The sequence below is a fragment of the Pseudoxanthobacter sp. genome, from assembly GCF_036822375.1.
Classification (GTDB): domain Bacteria; phylum Pseudomonadota; class Alphaproteobacteria; order Rhizobiales; family Segnochrobactraceae; genus Pseudoxanthobacter.
This window is the reverse complement of record NZ_DAISHT010000210.1, coordinates 3,966-5,681: the sequence shown is the minus strand read 5'-3', so window position 1 is coordinate 5,681 and position 1,716 is coordinate 3,966. Positions and strand designations below refer to the sequence as shown.

General features: G+C 69.8%; 1 protein-coding gene. It reads right to left on the bottom strand.

All coding sequences use genetic code 11. The features are described from left to right. Positions 1-1,616, bottom strand: a 1,616-nt coding sequence (uvrC, locus tag V7067_RS14820; RefSeq protein WP_334176678.1) for an excinuclease ABC subunit UvrC, incomplete at its 3' end; no start/stop codon positions are given. Positions 1,617-1,716 lie beyond the last annotated feature (100 nt).

Sequence of the window (1,716 nt, the reverse complement as noted above, 5' to 3'; positions counted from 1 at the left end):
TGGAATTCCTCGCGGCCGGCATCGCGGTCCACGCCCTTGGCGACGCCGACCATGGCGATGCCCTCAAGGCCGAGATCGTCGAGAATGCCGCGCGCGGCGGCAAGCTGGCCGGCGCCGCCGTCCACCAGCACCAGATCGGGCCAGCCGCCGACGGCCGTGTCGTCGCCGTCCTCGCCGCCGGTTTCCTGCGGCGGCCGGTCGCCCGCCTCCCGCTTCAGGCGCGAGAAGCGCCGCGTCATCACCTCGCGCATCATGCCGAAATCGTCGCCGGGGGTGATGTCGGCGGAGCGGATGTTGAACTTGCGGTACTGGTTCTTCGCGAAGCCTTCCGGCCCGGCGACGATCATCGCCCCGACCGCATTGGTGCCCATGATGTGGGAGTTGTCGTAGACCTCGATGCGGCGCGGCGGATGGGGCAGGCCGAAAACCTCCGCCAGCCCGGCGATCAGGCGGGCCTGCGAGGAGGTTTCCGCCAGCCGGCGGCCCAGCGCCTCGCGGGCATTGGTCAGGGCATGGTCGACGAGGTCGCGCTTTTCGCCGCGCTGCGGGCGGGTCACCTCCACGCGCCGCCCGGCTTTTTCGCTGAGCGCGGTGGCCAGCAGCTCTTCTTCCGGCAGCGGCTCGGAAACGAGGATGAGCTTCGGCACGTCCTTGTCGTCATAGAACTGCGCAAGGAAGCTCTGCAGCACCTCGCCGGGCTCCAGCGCGGCGTCGGCCCGGGGAAAGTAAGGCACGTTGCCCCAGTTCTGCCCGGTGCGGAAAAAGAACACCTGAATCGCGGTCTGCCCGGCCTCCTGATGGATGGCGAACACATCCGCCTCGTCGATGCCCGCCGGATTGATGCCCTGATGGCTGGTGACGTGGGCGAGCGCGGCAAGCCGGTCGCGGTAGACGGCGGCCTGCTCGAAATCCATCGCTTCGGAGGCCGCCAGCATCGCCGCCGTCATCTCCTCACGCACGCCGCGCGAGCGGCCGGCGAGGAAATCGCGGGCCTCGTTCACCAGCCGGCCGTAATCGTCCGCGCCGATCTCGCCGGTACAGGGGCCGGAACAGCGCTTGATCTGGAACAGCAGGCACGGCCGGGTGCGGCTTTCAAACACCGCATCCGTGCAGGTGCGCAGCAGGAAGGCTTTCTGCAGCGCATTCAGCGTGCGCGCCACGGCGCCGGCGGAAGCGAACGGGCCGAAATAGTCGCCCGCGTGGGTGCGGGCGCCGCGATGCTTCAGGATCTGCGGCGCGGCGTGGTCGCGGCGGATCAGGATGTAGGGGAACGACTTGTCGTCGCGCAGCAGCACGTTGAAGCGCGGCCGCAGGCGCTTGATGAGGTTGGCCTCAAGCAGCAGCGCTTCCGTCTCGGTGCGGGTGGAGACGAACTCCATCGAGGCGGTGGCCTGAATCATCCGCGCGATGCGGTTCGACTGCCCGGCAATGCGGGTGTAGTTCGCAACGCGCTTCTTCAGGCTGCGCGCCTTGCCGACATAGAGCACGTCGCCGCGGGCGTCATACATGCGGTAGACGCCCGGCCCGTTGGGCAGGCGGCGGACGAAATCGGCGATGACACCGGCGCCGCGCGCCGGCGTGGCTTCCGGCGCGAGATCGAGTTCCGTGGCGGCCATCTCTTCCACGACGACCTCTCCGGCGGCCGCGGGGTCAGCGGAGCGGGCATCGCCGGCGGGGGGCGGCTGCGGGCCGGTGGTCTCCTGCGGAGCCGGGACG